Genomic DNA, 17,596 nt, shown 5'->3' on the forward strand with positions numbered 1-17,596 from the left:
TCCTTATGCATTAATTGATATTGATTATCATTACCAATTATATAGAACGAGACCATGATCACCATGGACCAAATCCAGAATCTCTTTGTCATATATCCAGATGATAAACAAAGCCCGGCGCACACCAAAAACCCCTGCAGATCGTACAGTGTCCTGGTTGGATACCAGGCCTGTAGATGATCTGCAGGGGGTGGGAATACGATATGAGTACTCTTATTTACACTTCTCTTACTGGCCGACTGCTGCCACCACATCGTCGATCACTTTACCAAAAGCAATCAATCCGCTGCCGAGCCAGTAGGAGGAATCCGCTTCGTAGACATGACCTGCTCGAACTGCAGGCATCGATTTCCATACCTCGCTTGATGTCATCTCCTGCATGCTGTTCGTTCCGCGGCTGGATACATCCACCGTGAAAATATAATCCGCATCAATATCCGCCAACGACTCGGTCGCGATCATTGCCGTGCTCTTCTGCTGTACGAGCCCCGGTTGGCCGAGACCCAGCTGCTTGTACACCACATAACCGCTAAAGTAATCCGGGCTCATTAGCGTGACCCCGCGCGGAGCAAAGCGGATAATGGCTGCCTTTTTCCCTGCCTCGGTGACGGACTGGATTTTGGCTTTGGCATCGGCCAGCTTGGCTTTATACTGCTGGATTGCCTGCTCTGCCTGCTGCTGTTTGCCAAGCAGTCCGGCGATAGTCTGCAGGGATTTTTCCGGATCACCGGAGGCATTGTTGAACACATACACCGGCGCTATTTTGGAATAGCTCTCGTATACGCCTTTCTCCGCATAATGGGACGTATGTAAAATGATCAGATCCGGCTTGTAGTTCATGACCAGTTCCGGCGACGGCAGACCCGAGGAAAAGTCCAGCTTGGGCACGTCCTTGAGCTGGTCTTCCAGGTACGGCTGTCCCTCCTGTCCGCTCGACCACTGGGCGACAGGTGTTACGCCGAGTGTGAGCAGCGAATCTTCCAGATAAGGGGCAAATACGCGCTGCGGGGCAGCCGGAATCTGAAGCTGATGTCCCTGCTCGTCGGTTACCGTCTGCTCACTGCCGACTGCCGATACCGGCTGGGCGGCAGCTGCCTGATCCTTGCCCGCTTCGGCAGCCTGATTCGAATCTGCTGCCGGAGAACCGCAGCCTGCCAGCATCCCTACCAGGCATACTGCCAGCACCAGCATCACCAGCGAGCGTATGCTCCGGCTGTTATTTTTCTTTTCTTTTGCAGATTGTACTGCTTTATTATAGGCGTTCATTATCGATAACCACTCCTCTGATAATAATTCTCATTTAGCAAAGTATAGTTACTTCACCTGCCCGTGACCATGGACTGTATCCTGCAGCGAGTTTGGACAATTTCCGGTAAACAGCAGTTCGGCTTCGTCCAGCATCCGCATAATCGCCAGTGCCGAATACTCACACCAGGGGTCCGAAGAGATCGATGATACCTGCAAATTGCGTACTGCATTCAGCCGTTTCCAGTCTTCGGAATGCTGAAGTGCCAGCCAGCTGGCCCGTGAATGAGCTTCCGGACAGACGGTTACCAGCATCCGCTCCGGGTTCATAACCGCCAGCTCCTGCAAAGTGATCGGCAGATGCCGGATGCCGGCTTGTGGGCAGGCAGGCTGTAGATTGAGATCTTCATACAGTACCTCATCCAGTCCCCGATTGCTGTACATGTACATATGCTCTCCATAAATGCGCAGCACGAGCAGCCGGTCGCTGCCGACCTTTGAGCCGATACGCTGGCGGGCCAGGCGTACCCGTTCCTCATAGCGGCTGATCCACTGCCGAGCCTGCTCTTCCCGGCCGAGGAAGCTGCCAATCTCCAGCAGCTGCTCCCGCCAGTTCCTATCTTTAGCCGCGACGAACAGGGACGGCGCAATCTGCTGCAGACGCTGCCGGTCCGCTTGATCCAGCCGGTCGGTCCCGATAATCACATCCGGACGCGTTCGTACCAATCGTTCTACATTGGCTTCGAATGACAGTGATGTATATGGATCGCACAATTTGAGCGAAGTACGGATGCCGTTGCGGTATGCATTATAATAGTAAGCCGTCCACTTCGGATCAAGCGGCGCGGCAGCCGGGATAATCCCGAGCGCCAGCAGATAGCCGGTCACCGGTGCACAGCAGGCTGCTACGGCTTTGCGTGTATGTTTGGCATATTCGGACGGGGACACACCGACTTCCTTTTTGAATTTGCGGCTGAAATAAAATTCATCGCTGTAGCCCACCTTGACTGCGATATCCCGCAGCCTTTGCCCGGTCTCCGTCAGATAGCGCTTGGCATGGGCGATTCGGATATCGGTCAGGTATTCCATCGCACTTTGCTGGAATGTTTTTTTGAACAGATCGACAAAATACTTTGGACTGAGCTTCGCCATATCGGCGAGCTGCTGAATCGAGAGCGGCTCATTATAATGCAGCTCCATAAAAGAGCGGATCTCTGTTAACGTTTTTTTGGACGTACCTCCCTGTAGAGAACGGGAGTGGTTGCTGTGTACTTTGGCTTTGGTCATGTGTTGAACTCTCCTTTCTTCTTGGGGACGATCAATTATGCAGGACAGTCGCACACCAGGGTAGAGCGACACCGAATTCATGCTAATTTGAAAATGATAATCATTATCACTAAGCTACCATACTTTTTTTCCTAAGTAAATCAGGATATGTAAATAAAAAAAGCACTCCCTATCACCAGTCAGTCATCGGATAAGCGATAGCTGCTGGATACAGGAAATGCCTTTGATCAAAAATGATGTGGATTCGGCCGATATGACCGGAATCTGTAGGGAAAAATGCAGATAGGATACGGGCTATGTTGATACTTGTAGTTATCCCCGACTGCCGGATAATGCATAATCGGCCGGAATGCGTTCCAGTATACGTTGGCCGTAAATATCCGCAAACGGCTGATCAGGCATATGGATGTAGCCAATATAACAGCCGCATATTTTCATGCCGCAGGGACGGATGCCAGAGATCTCGCGCAGGCTGCGCCGGTAAATATTGCCCAGTACCCGCTTGTCCTGATAGCAGCGCTTCACCATGCCGTTACCCTGCACATAAAATACATTTTGCCCGGCCAGGCAGGATTGTCCCAGACTGTCATAGTCGCGCAGATTGTACTCGAAATACGGATCGATCCGCTGCAGCTCAGCTATCTCTTCCGGCTGGTAATACGCCGGTCGATCCTTGAACGCATTGATCCACAGATAGACATTTTCCGGCAGACGGGCACGCAGCGAGCGGATCGCCGGGAATGCTTCACGCAACCCGACGACACCCGCACTGAAGGCAATGCCCTGTTCATACAGCTGCATCCCCTGCCTGACAAAAAATTCCTCACTCGTCTGCCCGGGATGATACGTTGCCCAGAACGCCGCCTTGCTGCGATCCAGCTCAGCGGTCCAGTCCAGCTTGACCGACAGATTCGTCTGAATCGCCACCTTGTCGATATGCGGCAGATGGGACAGCTCAATCATCGCCCGCCGATACCATCCATGAACCAGTCCTTCTCCATAAGGGTTGAAAAAGATGGACAACCGGTGTCCCTCCCGCTCCTGTTCACGCACCCAGCCGACAAACCGCTCCAACTGCTGGCGATCCCGCTGCAGCGTCTCCCGGCTGTCTACCGTCTTGCTGAACGGACAATAGGGACAGGCATAATTGCACGAAGACAGGCTGCCCCGATAATAAAAGGAAAAGGAGATCTCCTGCTGCTCTGCATGTCTGTCCATTTCTACTGCCCCTTTCATCGTCCGACATACCCTTCCATCCGTTCGTAGACTTCCGGCGAGATCAACCAGTCGCCGATGCTGTCCGAATAAGCGAGACCTTCGCGCGTCAGGCACAGCACAGCATTCACTGTATCTGCGGCGTATAAACGCTCTACATGATCGGCTTGTGCATGTCCATCCCTATCGACCCCAGACGAAGAACCGACCAGTTCAGCGAGTCCGGTCCAGATCAGATTGCGCAGCTCCGGCAGATCGTCCAGCGGCGAGGTGCCGAATCGCTGATGATAGGCTGACAGCTCCAGACCTTCGCGGTGCAGGATAGCCTTGAGTACAAAGCGGCGCTTGCGCTCCTGCTCATTCAATACAAACCCGTAATCTGCCGTATCATAGCGCTCGGCAGTCACATAATCAGCGATAATGCTGCGCGTCGCTGCTGTGCTCACCCCGTAGCGTGAAGCATAATGTACATTTTGCGTATACGAGCGTGCGCCGCAGCCGAGTCCGGCCATGCCTTCTTCCTGGCAGCTGTAGGGCAGCAGCTCTTTGGATGAATGGAAATCCCGGGCGAACCGGCGCATCGAATACTGGGTATATCCTGCCGCTTCCAGACGATCTACCGCCGCCCGGTACAGCTGCAGCCGGATATCCTGCTCCAGTCCGGTCTGCCCCGGCTTGAGAATTGTATTCTCACGTACATACAATGGATAAATAAAGATCTCGCCCGGTTCATAGGACAGTGCCTGCTCTACCGAATACAGCCATGATTCCACCGTCTGTCCCGGCAGTCCGTAGATCAGATCCACATTCAGCAGCGGAAAGTCATACTCGGTCAGCATATCCAGCGCTTCACGTACCAGTGCCGGCTTTTGCGGACGGTAGATCGCCGCGCTCTCGGCTTCGATAAAGCTCTGAATGCCCATACTGACCCGGTCCGTTCCGCGGCGCTTCAGAATATCGAGCCACTCCGGAGTGACCGTATCCGGTGACGTCTCCACCGAAATGGACGCCTGTGCCGGATTCAGCCCCATCATATGCTCGGCAATATCAAACAGCCGTTCCAACTGCTCCGGCGCCAGCAGCGTCGGCGTCCCTCCGCCGATCGCAAACCGCGAAAACGGCCGTCCCGACATGATTGGTGCCCACTGCCGGGCCTGGCGCTCCAGCGCATCCACATACTCCTTATGTACATCTGCCCGCTTGTCCGGCAGGGTGAACAAATTGCAGAATCCGCAGCGCGCCGCGCAAAACGGAATATGCATATACAGAAAATAGCTGTCCAGCTCTTCCTTTGACCATAATTGTTGGAGTGAATAAGGAGGGTCCAGTTCACGATATGCCGTCTTGTGCGGATAGGAATACAAATACGAGCGGTAAGGTGCTTCGGTAATCTGACGGTTCCATTTCTGCAATTCAGGTGTCCATTCCAGAGGGGATAGGGCATGGAGCGGTAACTCGGTATGCTCCTGATTCATGATGTAACACTCCTTTTTGTACGTTCTCGACCGCCATGCCTGTTACAGGAAAAATTCACGGTACGGCACATTCCAGACAACCTCATGGGCGAGCCGGTGACCTTCATATCCATCTTCACCATAGGCGGTGCCATGATCGGAGAAGACGAGGCAGAATACCGGACGCTCCCGCTGACGCAGCGCGGCAAACAGTCGACCCAGTTCACCATCCACATAACGCAGCGCCGCACGCTGGCTGTCCACCGAATCATAATGGCTGCCCGGAATAAAATAATGATTGGGCCCATGGATCGCGGACACATTCATAAATAAAAACAACTTTTGCTGCTCATCCGTACCATCCAGCAGCTTGAGCGCGTGATTTACCTGATTTGCCGTCGAGCGCGGATTGGTTACGCCGAAGTTCATGCGCCAGTAGCTTTCCTGGAAATAGCCCGGCAGCACTTTGGATAATTTGTTTTTCTTGGTAAAAAAGATCACCCCGCCGATACAGATCGTACGGTAGCCCTCCTGGGCGAGACCGGATACGATATCTGGTGCATCAAACAGCCAGGTGTTCGGATTCGTACGCAGGCCGCTGTTTTTGCCGTGAAACAGCCGGATATGCGAAGACTTGTCCGTATTCGCCGGTGTCGGCAGGAAGCCGCCAAAAAAGGCATGATGCGCCGCATAAGTAAAGCTGCCCGGCGTATGCCGCTTCTCCCATGAGCCTGTTCCACACAGATGGGGACAGTTCGCCTCTTCCAGCTTGGCCACATCGTAACGTAGCGTATCCAGGGTAATCATCACGATATCGTGACTGCCTACCACTTCGTTCATATTGATCATGTTGTCTTACTTCCTTTCCAGCCAGCGGGCCAGCTCCCATTCATAGGCGCCCAGCCCTTCATGCTGTACATAATAGAGCAGATCGCCAAACGGATTCACATCCGCGATCAACGGATCTCCGCCGCCCGCAGGCACCAGCACATCCATCCCGGCGCAAAAGGAACCGGGAAAGGCTCCGAGTCCATCTACCGCGGTCATACGGATACTTTCCCTGACCGCTGCAGACAGATCCGTCTGCTCCAGCAGCATCCGTTTATTGCGCAGATGCAGATTCGTAATCGGTGTCCGGCTCAGTCGTACAACCGCATGACCGGCCTGCTCTCCGCAGACGAGCTGGCGTACATCATAGGCCATATCACCGATCATGTCCTTGCTGATCCAGCGCTCCACATGCATGCCTTCCTGTCCGACCCAGTCGATCATCCGGCGGATTACCTCATGATCGGTATACCGGCGCAGCCTGCCGGAATTGTAAATGATCTGCTCTCCGTTCCACTGCTCCATCCCGATCGTCGTCGAGGCAATCTCGGCTCCGGTACGCGGATGATACTGATAAGCGATGACCCCGGAAGCGCCGGAGCCGCAAAACAATTTGACGAATACGCGGTGCACCCGCTGCTGCTCCATCAGCTGTCGCAGTGAATCATAGCTGCCCGGCATATCCTCATACGCTGCTGCCAGCACACCGGGTACCCGGATTCCCGCCTGATCCAGCCAGCGTGAACAGCGCCGCTTGTCGAACATGATCGCCGCTTCTGCCGGATCATTCATCCAGCGTCCGTGAGACAGATCACGCTGCACCTCCAGTCGCAGCCAGGACAGCAGCCGGCAGTAGCCGCGAAACCACTGGGCCGGATAGAATACCCGCCCGTGATGAGGTTCCAGTCGTCTCGCCATGGCAGCGGTAATAGTGCTGCCGTGCGTATATTCGGGCAGCGGCAGCAGATCGTCGGATATTAGACCTTCCGCATCGTCAGCACCGAGCGCGATCAATCCGCGCTCCACCGCTGTATTCTCACCCGGAGCATCGAGACGCAGAGCCAGCGGCTGTGCCAGCAGATCGGATGGATAATGGTGTACAGCATGCTGATTGTAATGGCGCCAGATCAGACTGTCCAACAGATCGATCAGACGGTCGCCTGCGCGAATCGCCTGCAGCAGCCGGATATAAGGCACTTCCAGCGCAGCAGGCTGTTTATGATGCTTCAGCGCCTGCTGCCAGCCCGTCGTTCGTTTGTTCCCCGGATTGCCGAACAGGATGGTATGTGACTGCATTACTCCGTCAGCGACGGGTACCGCCACTCATCATCCAGATCCTGCTGTTCATCGAGGCTGACGTTCACTCCACTGCTGCGCCATTGGAGCACCATTGCATCCGACATATAGTGGTAGTTCAGGTTGAGATGCTTCAGTCCGCGTACCGCTTCGCTGTTCAGCAGCGCTTCTGCACCCTTATCCGATAGCGTACCTTCCGACAGATCCAGCTCTTCCAGCTGCTGCAGTATCGGCGCACTCGCTGCAGCGATCGCAATCTCGTCCTGCAGTTCACTGTCCTTGAGTCCGAGGGAAGTTAATTTGGGAAATGGATTATTGTACAGGAATGGCAAAATATCCTGTTCCAGATCACCGTCGAATCCGTAATTTTCCACACCGAGATACAGTTCCAGCTTGCGCAGTTCGGGCAGCTTGGCCTTATGAATCGATTGCAGCACCGTCGATGGCAATCCGCCGCAGATAATAATCAGCTCCTGCAACCGTGCATGCTCCAGCGGCTCCAGCTCCAGACCGGTACTGCCTTTGATCGTAAACGATTCCAGCTGTGGATAGGCTGCCAGCAGCAGACCCAGATTGGTCTGATTGATCCAGGACACTTCGCATTCTTCGTAGCTCATATCGCCGATAAACAGCTTGCGCAGATTCGGGAACCTGCCGCTCGCCTCAATTAGTGCCGGCAAAAATCCATCCGGTGATTCCTCATATGCTCCGCCCCAGTCACCGATCACCAGACTGGTCAGGGACTGGCTTTTCTCGGCATCCTGTGCCAGTTGTTCAATCAGGGGAGTGAGGGTGGCTCCATCTTCGTAAGCGTCAAAGTCCAGACTCAATTTGATCTCCATTATGTATTTCCTCCATTTCGTATACTGATCTGTCAGTAAGGCGCTGATACCAACCATTTTACATGAATACCCGGCTATAAATCAAAGACTCCGTGCCGCTCGAAGCCATTTATTTTGTATGGATGAACACCGCTGCTTACGATAAAATTGCCCACCATATGGCACGAGTATTGCCTGTATTTTCCGGCTTTAAGCCGCTATGTCCTATGTATACAAAAAGCTGCACAGCCACAGGGCTGTACAGCTTAAGCTTACGATGAGGTCGGCTGCCGAAATACGAACAGACCGCCCATTTTGCCTTGCTTGAAATCGGTCGTTTCCTTATTGCTCCAACTGGGCAACCAGGCTGCGAAGGGCGACGCCACGATGGCTGATGCGATTCTTTTGTTCCATCGTCAGATCCGCCATTGTCTTGTCTTCGGCTGGCACATAGAACAGCGGGTCATAGCCAAATCCCTTGCTGCCGGAAGGCTCTGAGGTAATCCAGCCTTCGACCGTTCCTTCGGCTGTCAACGTCTCGCCGGTCACCGGATCATACAGCACCAGGCTGCATACGAAGCGCGCCGTGCTCAGCAGCGGCTGCTCGGTATCTTCACCCAATTGCAGCTCTGCAAGTGCAGCCAGCAGCTTGGCATTATTATCGGCATCGGTCGCCTGCTCTCCTGCATAGCGGGCAGAATACACACCCGGCGCTCCATCGAGACGGTCTACGCAGAGACCGGAATCATCCGCCAGTACCGGTACGCCCAGCGCATCGGCGACGGTTTTGGCTTTTTTGAATGCATTCTCGGCAAAAGTACTGCCGTCTTCCACGACCTCCGGCAGATCCGGATAATCGTACATACTGCGCACTTCCAGCCCATAAGGGGCGAGGGCATGCGTGAATTCCAACACTTTGCCTTTATTCCGGGTCGCAACAATAACTGTATTGCCGCTGACCTTTCTCATACCTGTGCGCCTGCCTGTCCGCTCGTAATTTTGAGAGCGATCGGGCCGAGGATTTCTTTTTGCAGCTCGATCATCTGCCGAATACCCTCTTCACCCAGTTCCAGCATCTGATCCAGTTCCTTGCGGGTAAATGGACGATCTTCACCGGTTCCCTGCAGCTCTACAAATTCACCGGTTCCGGTCATAACCACATTCATATCAACCTTGGCTTTGGAATCCTCTTCATAGTTCAGATCCAGTACGGCGCGGTCGCCCACGATGCCTACACTGACCGAAGCCAGGTAATCGGTAATCGGGAAGCGTGCCAGCTTGTGCTGTACCGCCAGTTTGTCCATCGCCATAGCCAGGGCAACGAATGCTCCGGTAATGGAAGTGGTGCGTGTACCGCCATCCGCCTGGATGACATCACAGTCGATCGTAATGGTGCGCTCACCGAGCGCCTGCAGATCTACGATGGAGCGCAGCGCGCGTCCGATCAGACGCTGGATTTCCATCGTACGTCCGCCCAGCTTGCCTTTGGCTGCTTCACGCTGATTGCGTGTCTGTGTAGCGCGTGGCAGCATGGAGTACTCGGCGGTAACCCAGCCTCTGCCCTGCCCTTTCATGAAATGCGGAACCCGTTCTTCGACCGACGCCGTGCACAGCACTTTGGTATCGCCGACCTCGATGTACACGGAACCTTCCGCGTATTTATTGACATTGGGTGTTATTTTCAAAGGGCGCAATTCGTTCTGCTGCCGTCCGTTGATTCTCATGGTTGTCTGCCTCCTGCTTCTTATTTCGCATCCTTATTCTAACAAACCTGCCCTCTAAAAGCACCCTTAACCGAGAATTGCCCTCAATACGCCAAAAACAGACAGACCAGACAGCCTGTTCCCACTGCTTTCAAATGGTCTGGTTAGCAGCAGGCATCCTCCGGTTAATATACAAAATATACATGGCTGCATCCTGCCCGGCACCTGCATCTGGTCTGGCGGACAGAATTCATCTGGCTCCATGCAGCCGGTTACAGTTCTATAGAGAGAGGTGTCTATCCATGGAAAATAACGAATCCGGCAAAATGCCGTATAGTCTGTACAGTCTGAATGTCGAACAGGCGACCCGGGAGTGGCTGTCCAAGCGCGGCGTCACCATACGTGAAATCGCCGAACTGGTGCTTTTTCTTCAGCAGAGCTATTATCCCGATCTGACCATTGAGGAATGCGAACAGAGCGTCAACAAAGTACTGATGAAGCGCGAAGTGCAAAATGCACTGCTGACCGGTGTACAATTGGATATTCTCGCCGAAAAAGGCCAGCTGATCTCGCCGCTGCAGGAGATGATCGAGAATGACGAGGGATTGTATGGCGTCGATGAGATTCTCGCCTTTGCCATTGTAAACGTGTACGGCAGTATCGGCTTCACCAACTATGGTTATATCGACAAGCTGAAGCCTGGCGTACTCGGACGACTGAACGACAAAAGTCTGGGACCGATCCATACGTTCTTTGACGATATTGTAGGTGCGATTGCAGCAGCAGCCAGCAGCCGAATCGCCCACGGCCGGCAGATGGACGACGAACAGCACAACATCGACACGGCAAAGATGGACCTGCCGGAAGATGATGAGGCAACCGAACACTAAGCGGAAATGAACAACGACAGCAGCGATACACACGCTGTACCTGCCAATCCGGCCATTTTGAAAAGATAACTGTGCATGGGAAACTATCATTCGATATCGTTCCTGTTCAACTGCAGGATCAAACAAAATACACCTGTCTGCCGCCATGGCATAATGATGGCAGCGAACAGGTGTATTTTTGTCACTTCTTTATTTATTGTATAAACCATTCCCAAATGACTACGGTTATCCATTCGGACATCTAGCGGGGCAGCGGCGGGGAATCTTCCTCATGATCATGCTCTTCCGCCGTACGATGGGTGAGCTTGATATCCGGGCTGCGCCAGCGGTAGCGCTGTTCTTCGTGTTCCTTGCCTTCACTGGATATCCATTTGAGTACGAACAGCCAGATCAGACAGACGGCAGTAAATACATAAATCAGACGCATCGACAGCAGACCGGCGTAGTTGCGGGTCAGCATGCCGGACAGCAGGAGCAGCTCCAGTACCGGGAACAGCAGTACGGAGAGAAAACGGGAAGGCAGCTGCTGTCCATGACGCTTGCGGACAATCAGCGTAGGAATGATATAAGCCAGTGTAATATAAAGGGCAATCAGGGCAAATCCATTGCTGAGCCGTCCCCCATAAGTGGTGAACGGGATAAAAGCAGCCGACCAGCCCTGGCGTATGCCGATATTGAGCAGGCTGATCATTCCCTGCACAACGGTTACGCCAAGACCTGTATAGACGAGTGCAGAACGCCAGCGGTACCACAGGGAACGTTTGCTGTCAGACAGCATCGACATGCTGCCAAATATTCCGATCATCGCGGCGATCAGCAGTGATAAATAAGCGAATAAGCGTAATCCCTGTACAATCAGATCGATTGCTGTGCTGTCTGCATTGTTCATGGTGTATGTGCCCCTTTCGTAGCCTGGGCTATAATAATGTATTCATTGTAAAAGCGCTAGCTTAAGATACGATGAAAAAGCAATTAATTCCAGTTAAATCCTTCCTTTGCCGCAAAACGTTGTATGATATAATCGAACAAAAACAAAAGGAGCCCATACGCTTGATCACAAGAGAAGCTCTGGAACACCGGCAAATTGGGATCTATCTGCTGCTGCTTGTACTCGGTGTCGCCATCGGGACATGGATGCCTTCCGGCGGTACAGCTCTGGATATCCTGCGCTCTCCTTTGCTGGCGATATTATTATACAGCATGTTTGTACAGATTCCTTTTATACATATCAGAAAAAGCATGGGCAATGCAATATTCACCACTGCTCTGCTGCTCACCAATTTTGTACTGGTACCTCTGGTCGTATGGCTGCTGATTATGCTGTTCCCGCAGCCTACACCGGCACTCATCGGGGTCTGCCTCGTTCTGCTGACCCCCTGTATTGACTATGTCATCGTCTTTACCGGACTAGGACGCGGCAATGAACAGCTGATGCTCGCCGCGACACCACTGCTCCTTATTGTACAGCTGATTCTGCTGCCATTCTACCTACGGCTGTTTATCGGCCCTCCGGCGGCGGAATGGATGCAGGCCGAGCCTTTTATTGTCACCTTTATTGTACTGATCGCCATTCCACTGCTGCTCGCTGTGGCTACCCAGCTGTGGGCACAGCGGCAGTCGGCCGGCAGACGGTGGCAGAGTCTGACGGCCTGGCTGCCTGTTCCGCTGATGGGGCTGGTGCTGCTGGTCATTACGGCTTCGCAGATTCACCGGGTCTATGAAGATGCGCGGACGGTTGTCGGTGTGCTGCCGGTCTATGCAGGTTTTGCGCTACTCATGCCTGTTGCAGCGAGTCTTGTCGCACGGCTTTGTCGGCTGGATACCGGTGCAGGACGAACACTGATCTTCAGCGCCAGCACACGCAATTCCCTCGTCGTCCTGCCGCTGGCGCTCGCGCTGCCTGCACCGTGGGCGGTCACTGCCGCAGCGGTCATCGTCGCTCAGACGATGGTGGAGCTGATTGCAGAGCTTATCTATATTCGGATCGTCCCTGCCCTGCTGCTGCGTTCAACGACACTTGAGCGAAACAGGCGGTCTGCGGGTAATTAAATGAAGAGAGTACGTACGGAAATACTGCATATCCCAACCATCTCAACTCATCTCAACGATAGGAGTGGCCTGCATGTCGGATGAAGTTCACCGGATACACAAGATTCCTTTCAGCAAGATCAGCGGCCTGCTGAATATCAGGCAAAAGATTGCCAACGTCTATCCCGATCATGTCAACAAGATGGTCGTCGTCGAGACGGAAAAGCTGTCCCGCAAAATGGACACCGTCGTGATCGAGGTCAAAAATAATTATCTCGATATTCGCAAAATGACTGCTGCCGAATACAACCAGCGTCCTTATGAACCCCATGTCGCGGACAAGCTCAAAGCGCTGCTCGATGATGCCGAACGCGATGCACTGCTGCACAGTCTCCAGCATACGATCCGGCATACCGAGATTCAGCTGGATCATGAATCATCCCCGCAGGTTCGTGAGCAGAGCGAGCAATTTCTGAGCCATGCACGCCGGGCGCTGTCCAAGCTGACAGACGGAATCTGAAGCACACTATATCGAATAATGACCAAACGAGGTTAACGATGAACAAATCTATCCGGCAGCTGCTGTATGTGCTGCTGCTTGCCTTTGCACTGATCTATACGCTGTATACCCTGTATTTGAATCTGCTGCTGGACCCGGTTGCAGCTGACTTTCTGGTTCACAAAACAGAGCTGAAACGCCCGCTGAATGTCCCGTTGTGGCTCAATATGATGTATATTCACGTGATCGCTGCCTGCTGGGCCATGGTGGGCGGTGCACTCAATTTCTCCCTGTATCTGCTGCGGCGCTATCGCCGCTGGCACCGGATCAACGGCTATCTGTATATTGCGGCAGTGCTGGTCGTCGATCTGACGTCCGGCTATCTCGCTCCCTATGCGACAGGCGGCAAGATCACCAGTATTCCCTTTAATCTGGTCAATATCGCCTGGCTGTGGGTGACGATTACTGCGCTGATACAGATCAAGCGCGGCAATCTATTTCGTCACCGCCGCTGGATGGTACGCAGTTATGTGTTCTGCTTTACGAATATGTTCATCCACGGCATCAGCCTGATTGGGCAGCATCTGTTCGGACTGGAGTTCACACTGAGCTATATTATTGGAGTGTATGGAGCGATTGTGGTCAATATTGCAGTGGCCGAACTGATCAATCGAACGATATTCCGTCATCCGGTCGAGACGCTATGATATGAGTCCATTATAAATTCAATTGCCAAAAAGGGCTTCCTTATGAGTAGGAAGCCCTTTTTGCTGTATTTATTATTTTGTTCACCAATCCAATAATCATTATCATTACAGACCACTACCGAAGCGCAGACTATAACAAATAGTCCGATCATACATCGTCAGCCTTGTATAACGATACGATTCCGCTCTGTCTATCTCGCGGAGAAGGTCATTATTCCATTCCGCTCCTGTCGCACGGCACGTCCGAGACGTTCCAGTTCTACCAGATGAGCCAGTGTCTCCGACATGGCAAACCGCAGCTGATGCAGAGTCAGTTCATTATTGAACAGACTGCTGCACACCTCATAACCGGTACGCGGCTGATCACGGATACGATCCTCCATTGCCTGCAATCTCTCCTCGTGATGCAGCAGCAGCTTCTCCGTCCGGTCACGGAAATGGGTGAACGGACGCCGGTGACCCGGATAAGCCAGATCGACCTCATACCGACCGAGCTGACGCAGTCCGATCAGGTACGATTCCAGCGGTGACGGATCGCTGCCCGGCACCAGGCTGATATTGGGCGAAATCTGCGGCAGCACCGCATCTCCGCACAGCATCAGACGCTGCTCCGGCTGGTAAAAGGAAATATGTCCAGCTGCATGACCGGATGTCTCGATCGTCTTCCACAGGCGATCGCCGATCTCCAGCGACTGCCCGGGCTGGATCAATGTCACTTCCGGCCGTGGTACGACCTGCGGTACAAAGCTGTCCAGATGAGCGGGCAGCTGGGAAGTAATCTCCTCCGGCATACCGTGACTGGCAAACAGGTGTACCAGATCGAAAGCGGCCGTATTGCCTGGAGACCAGGATCGGTTCGCCTCTGCCAGTGCACGCTCGGAGATCCAGACAGGCATTCCGCCCTGCTGCTGGAACCAGCCTGATAATCCGTAGTGATCCGGATGATGATGGGTTAGCACAATCGAGCGGATCGCCAATAGCGGAATATCCAGTGTCTCCAGAACCTGCTGCCAGGCCTGCTCGTTATCCGCCGAACGCGGACCCGGGTCCACAATGCTCCAGCCGCCGCTGCCACCGACCAGATAGCTGTTCACCCAGCGCAGCGGATAGGACATCGCTATTTTCACCTGGATGATCTCATGTTCTCCCCGGATAATTTCAGGTAATTTCATTATGGTGCAAGCCTCCATCCGGATGAATATGCAGAAGCATGTCCTGCTAAGATATCCCCATCTTAGCATAGTTGCATGGAGCACACTAGACGATGCACCCAGACCAACTAGCCGCTGCCTGTTCCTCTTTTTCATGATGGCTGGAGGAATGGCAGATTATTTATTTTATCAGGAAATAGCTTATTTCTGCGCCACAGGTACGATAAATGTAGCTTCATGCAGCTTAAGATCGGAATCATAATGAGCCACATGAACAGTAACTGTATCGGATTTTTCGCTAAAGGCATATGTCCATACCGCATGCTGCCACATGTGGTCGCCCAGTCCTCCGACCGGCTCATCCATGCCCGGTATCTGGACAGGATAAGTAGCGTCTCCATTCTCGCTGCGCTGATTGCTTACATCAAAGTTGGCTTTGGAAAAACTAAGTCCTATACCCGCCCCCTTCTGACTGTCGTCAAATCCGGTATTACGGTAGTTATAGTCCATAACAAGTACCTGATTCACCTGGCGAGCCTTGATATCATAATCGCCTTTGGCCGCCCGGGCAGCTGTCGGGTGAACAGAATTGATCGTAAATTCCCACTCTCCATCTACTTTCCAGATCTCGCCGGCACGGTAAATGTGATTGGCATCTGCGGAAGTCTGTACAACTGAAGGCTGGGATACCGCTGCTCCAACCGGTGTAGTCGCAAACAGGGCAGTTACTCCTCCCACGAGAAGCAGCGACGAGACAATAACAGTTACCGTTGTTTTTTTCATTTTCATAATATGCACGATCCTTTCTTCGATCACAGATTGACTAAAATGATTCATCACAGCACAGCTCCAGATCGCGGTTGACAAGCAGGAACATGATCCAGACAAAAGGGTTGTACCAGTGAAGACAGAGTACGAGAATCAGCAGCATTTTCACCAAGCTGTCCAGACGGCGAATATGCATATATTCATGCATCGGCACATATTCCGTCCGCTCCTGCTTGCTCCAGTCCATTGTTACATGCATCACCAGCATATTGCCGGGAAGTTTGTTTTTCAGTACCTTTCTTACGCCAATAATAATGACAATATTTTAATGATTATGCCGCAGCAGAGCAGATTATGATCGTTCAGAATCGTTATGTAAGGCTTTAAACGCACGAAAACCCTTCTGTTTCACCTGTATATCTCATCGTCAGGTGAATGTCAGAAGGGTTTTTCCTGTAATCGTACTATCATTGCTCAATAGCTTTCTTCCCACGGATTGAACATTTCATGCTTGAAGTACGTAGTGTCTGCTGTTTTTTCTTCCCAGTTCCACATCTTTTGGCTGGCTTTTTCGATCTCTTCGTTTTTGATTTCACGAATTTGATCCAGGATAGTGTAGTCTTTGCCCAACTCAGTTTGATGCTCCCAGATTACGAACATGATGCTGTCCAGGCTGTCACCGTAGCCAACGATATTTACTTTGCCTGCATGATCGTTCAGTCCTACGTTGAAGAAATCATTGGTTACGATATATTTGTCATTTTCCATGTGGTAGATGGCTGCCCATTGTTCAACTTCATTGCTGCCTTTTGCTGTTTCTGTATTTTCTACGAAGCGGAACCAACCGCCGGATACCGGTTTTGCTTTTTCCATAATTTTCACGTCAGTCAATTGATTGTAATTCATAGGTTAGTCCCCCTTAGTTTATGTTCATCATTTATTGAATTGGTTGTTTACGTATCGGGTAAGTTGTTGCGTCTTTGTGCTTGTTAAGTAGTTTATCGGAAAATTTTGCAAATTATTTATAGTGTTTCCCTTGAATTCGTGTTTTTCCGACAATTTATTTAACGTTTTGCGTTTTATTTGATGTCTTAAGTATGCCTCAAGTACCACTAATCCGACAATAGGAAATGGTTCTTAATACTTAATAGTAATTGCTTGCAGGTATCCTACCATTTTCCGGTACAAGCGCGATTGCGTGATTACTATATCTTTAACCATCCGATATGGGATAAATCCGAAAACCCTGATTTAATCAAATTTGATACAAATTTACCAGAAATAAGCTTGATTTTATACGGCTTCTGCTATCATTTATACCTAATTATTCGCTAACATAGCATGTTTGGTTTACCCTAAACGCTATACACAGGGAAAATAATTCCAGAAACTTGAAGTTTCCTACTTCCAGCCCCTTCACCTTTTCTATCCCCGGGAACACGTAAAAACGCATTATTTTTCTTCTTTTTCAAAAAGCTGCAGCCTGTATATTTCGCTTTTTTCTGCAGTCTCTTTCCTTTAACAGCATTATAATTCCCTGCTTTTCCTATCGATCCGGGCTAAAATGCTCTATTCTCGGCTACTTCCTACGTTAAATCGACGTTCTGCTCCTATAGACTAGGAAATCGTCCCGACAGCCAGGCCTAGCTCGGGATTCTATACCGGCACAGTGGATTGCCGGACAATGATTATTCCATCAAAAAA

The 17,596-nt window shown here is 51.9% G+C and carries 18 protein-coding genes; 4 read left to right on the forward strand and 14 right to left on the reverse strand.

Annotation, left to right across the window (positions count from 1 at the left end; genetic code table 11):
• Positions 1-228 precede the first annotated feature (228 nt).
• The 9 genes from WH45_RS17595 to rph all read right to left on the reverse strand — a co-directional run bounded on the left by WH45_RS17595 (position 229) and on the right by rph (position 9,870).
• Positions 229-1,266, reverse strand: coding sequence for an ABC transporter substrate-binding protein (locus WH45_RS17595; protein ID WP_046215743.1), 1,038 nt, complete (start codon positions 1,264-1,266; stop codon positions 229-231).
• Positions 1,267-1,314: 48 nt separating this feature from the next.
• Positions 1,315-2,532, reverse strand: coding sequence for an ABC transporter substrate-binding protein (locus tag WH45_RS17600; protein ID WP_046215744.1), 1,218 nt, complete (start codon positions 2,530-2,532; stop codon positions 1,315-1,317).
• A gap of 312 nt (positions 2,533-2,844) precedes the next feature.
• Positions 2,845-3,750: an STM4011 family radical SAM protein gene (locus tag WH45_RS17605; RefSeq protein ID WP_046215886.1), complete on the reverse strand. Its 906-nt coding sequence runs from the start codon at positions 3,748-3,750 to the stop codon at positions 2,845-2,847.
• Positions 3,751-3,764: 14 nt separating this feature from the next.
• Entirely contained in the window at positions 3,765-5,222 is a 1,458-nt protein-coding gene (locus tag WH45_RS17610; protein WP_046215745.1) for an STM4012 family radical SAM protein, read from the reverse strand.
• Positions 5,223-5,264: 42 nt separating this feature from the next.
• Positions 5,265-6,050, reverse strand: coding sequence for an STM4013/SEN3800 family hydrolase (locus tag WH45_RS17615; RefSeq protein WP_046215746.1), 786 nt, complete (start codon positions 6,048-6,050; stop codon positions 5,265-5,267).
• Between the two features lie 6 nt (positions 6,051-6,056).
• Complete coding sequence (locus tag WH45_RS17620) at positions 6,057-7,325, reverse strand: STM4014 family protein (protein ID WP_046215747.1); 1,269 nt, start codon at positions 7,323-7,325, stop codon at positions 6,057-6,059.
• Entirely contained in the window at positions 7,325-8,167 is an 843-nt protein-coding gene (locus tag WH45_RS17625; RefSeq protein ID WP_082096926.1) for an STM4015 family protein, read from the reverse strand. Before WH45_RS17625 ends, WH45_RS17620 begins: the two co-directional genes overlap by 1 nt.
• Before the next feature lie 321 nt (positions 8,168-8,488).
• Positions 8,489-9,115: an XTP/dITP diphosphatase gene (locus WH45_RS17630; protein WP_046215748.1), complete on the reverse strand. Its 627-nt coding sequence runs from the start codon at positions 9,113-9,115 to the stop codon at positions 8,489-8,491.
• Positions 9,112-9,870: a ribonuclease PH gene (gene rph, locus WH45_RS17635; protein WP_046215749.1), complete on the reverse strand. Its 759-nt coding sequence runs from the start codon at positions 9,868-9,870 to the stop codon at positions 9,112-9,114. Before rph ends, WH45_RS17630 begins: the two co-directional genes overlap by 4 nt.
• Before the next feature lie 281 nt (positions 9,871-10,151).
• On the opposite strand from rph, the gene WH45_RS17640 reads away from it, so the two are divergent.
• Complete coding sequence (locus WH45_RS17640; protein WP_046215750.1) at positions 10,152-10,739, forward strand: phosphatidylglycerophosphatase A family protein; 588 nt, start codon at positions 10,152-10,154, stop codon at positions 10,737-10,739.
• 241 nt (positions 10,740-10,980) lie between these two features.
• Here WH45_RS17640 and WH45_RS17645 read toward each other — a convergent pair whose 3' ends face one another.
• Positions 10,981-11,628 (reverse strand): hypothetical protein, encoded by a 648-nt coding sequence (locus WH45_RS17645; protein WP_046215751.1) that lies wholly within the window; start codon positions 11,626-11,628, stop codon positions 10,981-10,983.
• Positions 11,629-11,789: 161 nt separating this feature from the next.
• Between WH45_RS17645 and WH45_RS17650 the strand changes: the two genes are divergently transcribed.
• The 3 genes from WH45_RS17650 (at position 11,790) to WH45_RS17660 (ending at position 13,973) form a co-directional block, all read left to right on the forward strand.
• The gene (locus WH45_RS17650; protein WP_046215752.1) at positions 11,790-12,788 is read left to right on the forward strand and encodes an arsenic resistance protein; all 999 of its coding nucleotides are present in this window, start codon (positions 11,790-11,792) and stop codon (positions 12,786-12,788) included.
• Positions 12,789-12,861: 73 nt separating this feature from the next.
• A complete protein-coding gene (locus WH45_RS17655) occupies positions 12,862-13,287 on the forward strand; it encodes a hypothetical protein (RefSeq protein ID WP_046215753.1) in 426 nt (141 codons plus the stop codon).
• A 38-nt stretch (positions 13,288-13,325) separates the two neighbouring features.
• The gene (locus WH45_RS17660; RefSeq protein ID WP_046215754.1) at positions 13,326-13,973 is read left to right on the forward strand and encodes a DUF2306 domain-containing protein; all 648 of its coding nucleotides are present in this window, start codon (positions 13,326-13,328) and stop codon (positions 13,971-13,973) included.
• Between the two features lie 191 nt (positions 13,974-14,164).
• Here WH45_RS17660 and WH45_RS17665 read toward each other — a convergent pair whose 3' ends face one another.
• The 4 genes from WH45_RS17665 to WH45_RS17680 all read right to left on the reverse strand — a co-directional run bounded on the left by WH45_RS17665 (position 14,165) and on the right by WH45_RS17680 (position 16,798).
• Entirely contained in the window at positions 14,165-15,145 is a 981-nt protein-coding gene (locus WH45_RS17665; RefSeq protein ID WP_082096928.1) for an MBL fold metallo-hydrolase, read from the reverse strand.
• 180 nt (positions 15,146-15,325) lie between these two features.
• Complete coding sequence (locus WH45_RS22945) at positions 15,326-15,961, reverse strand: hypothetical protein (protein WP_052723839.1); 636 nt, start codon at positions 15,959-15,961, stop codon at positions 15,326-15,328.
• On the reverse strand, positions 15,948-16,139 hold the full coding sequence (locus tag WH45_RS17675) for a M56 family metallopeptidase (RefSeq protein WP_162198451.1): 192 nt from the start codon (positions 16,137-16,139) through the stop codon (positions 15,948-15,950). Before WH45_RS17675 ends, WH45_RS22945 begins: the two co-directional genes overlap by 14 nt.
• 227 nt (positions 16,140-16,366) lie before the next feature.
• Complete coding sequence (locus WH45_RS17680) at positions 16,367-16,798, reverse strand: hypothetical protein (RefSeq protein WP_046215757.1); 432 nt, start codon at positions 16,796-16,798, stop codon at positions 16,367-16,369.
• Positions 16,799-17,596 lie beyond the last annotated feature (798 nt).

The organism is Paenibacillus wulumuqiensis (assembly GCF_000971965.1).
Classification (GTDB): Bacteria; Bacillota; Bacilli; order Paenibacillales; family Paenibacillaceae; genus Saccharibacillus; species Saccharibacillus wulumuqiensis.